The organism is Acinetobacter sp. I-MWF, assembly GCF_025433935.1.
GTDB lineage: Bacteria > Pseudomonadota > Gammaproteobacteria > Pseudomonadales > Moraxellaceae > Acinetobacter > Acinetobacter guillouiae.
In genome coordinates, this window is record NZ_JAMBAR010000011.1 from 1 (window position 1) to 383 (window position 383).

Annotated in this window: 1 protein-coding gene; it reads left to right on the forward strand. The window is 43.1% G+C overall.

Going from position 1 to position 383, the window contains the following annotated elements; genetic code table 11:
* Positions 1-383, forward strand: a 383-nt coding sequence (locus M2R48_RS21125; RefSeq protein ID WP_262087582.1) for a ShlB/FhaC/HecB family hemolysin secretion/activation protein, incomplete at both ends; no start/stop codon positions are given.

A 383-nucleotide genomic window follows, 5' to 3' on the forward strand; every position in this document is an offset into this window, starting at 1 on the left:
CAACGTCGAAAAACCGGTGGCTGGAAAGCCAGTTTGGATCATACAGAATATCTAGCCAATGCGACTTTAACAGGCAATTTAACCTATAAACGCGGTACAGGTGCATTTAATGCAATGCATGCACCTGAAGAAGAATTTGGTGAAGCGTATACCCATGTGGGTATTTTACAAGCCAATGCCAGTCTGCAAGTACCATTTAAAGTCGGCAATCAATCGCTACAGTATCTTGCTGAATGGCGAACACAGTACAGTAAAAAACCACTGACCCCACAAGATCGATTCTCGATTGGGAATCGCTATACCGTAAGAGGGTTTGATGGTGAACAGACGTTGTTGGCAGATAATGGATTTTTAGTGCGTAATGAAATCAGTGGCTCGATGTT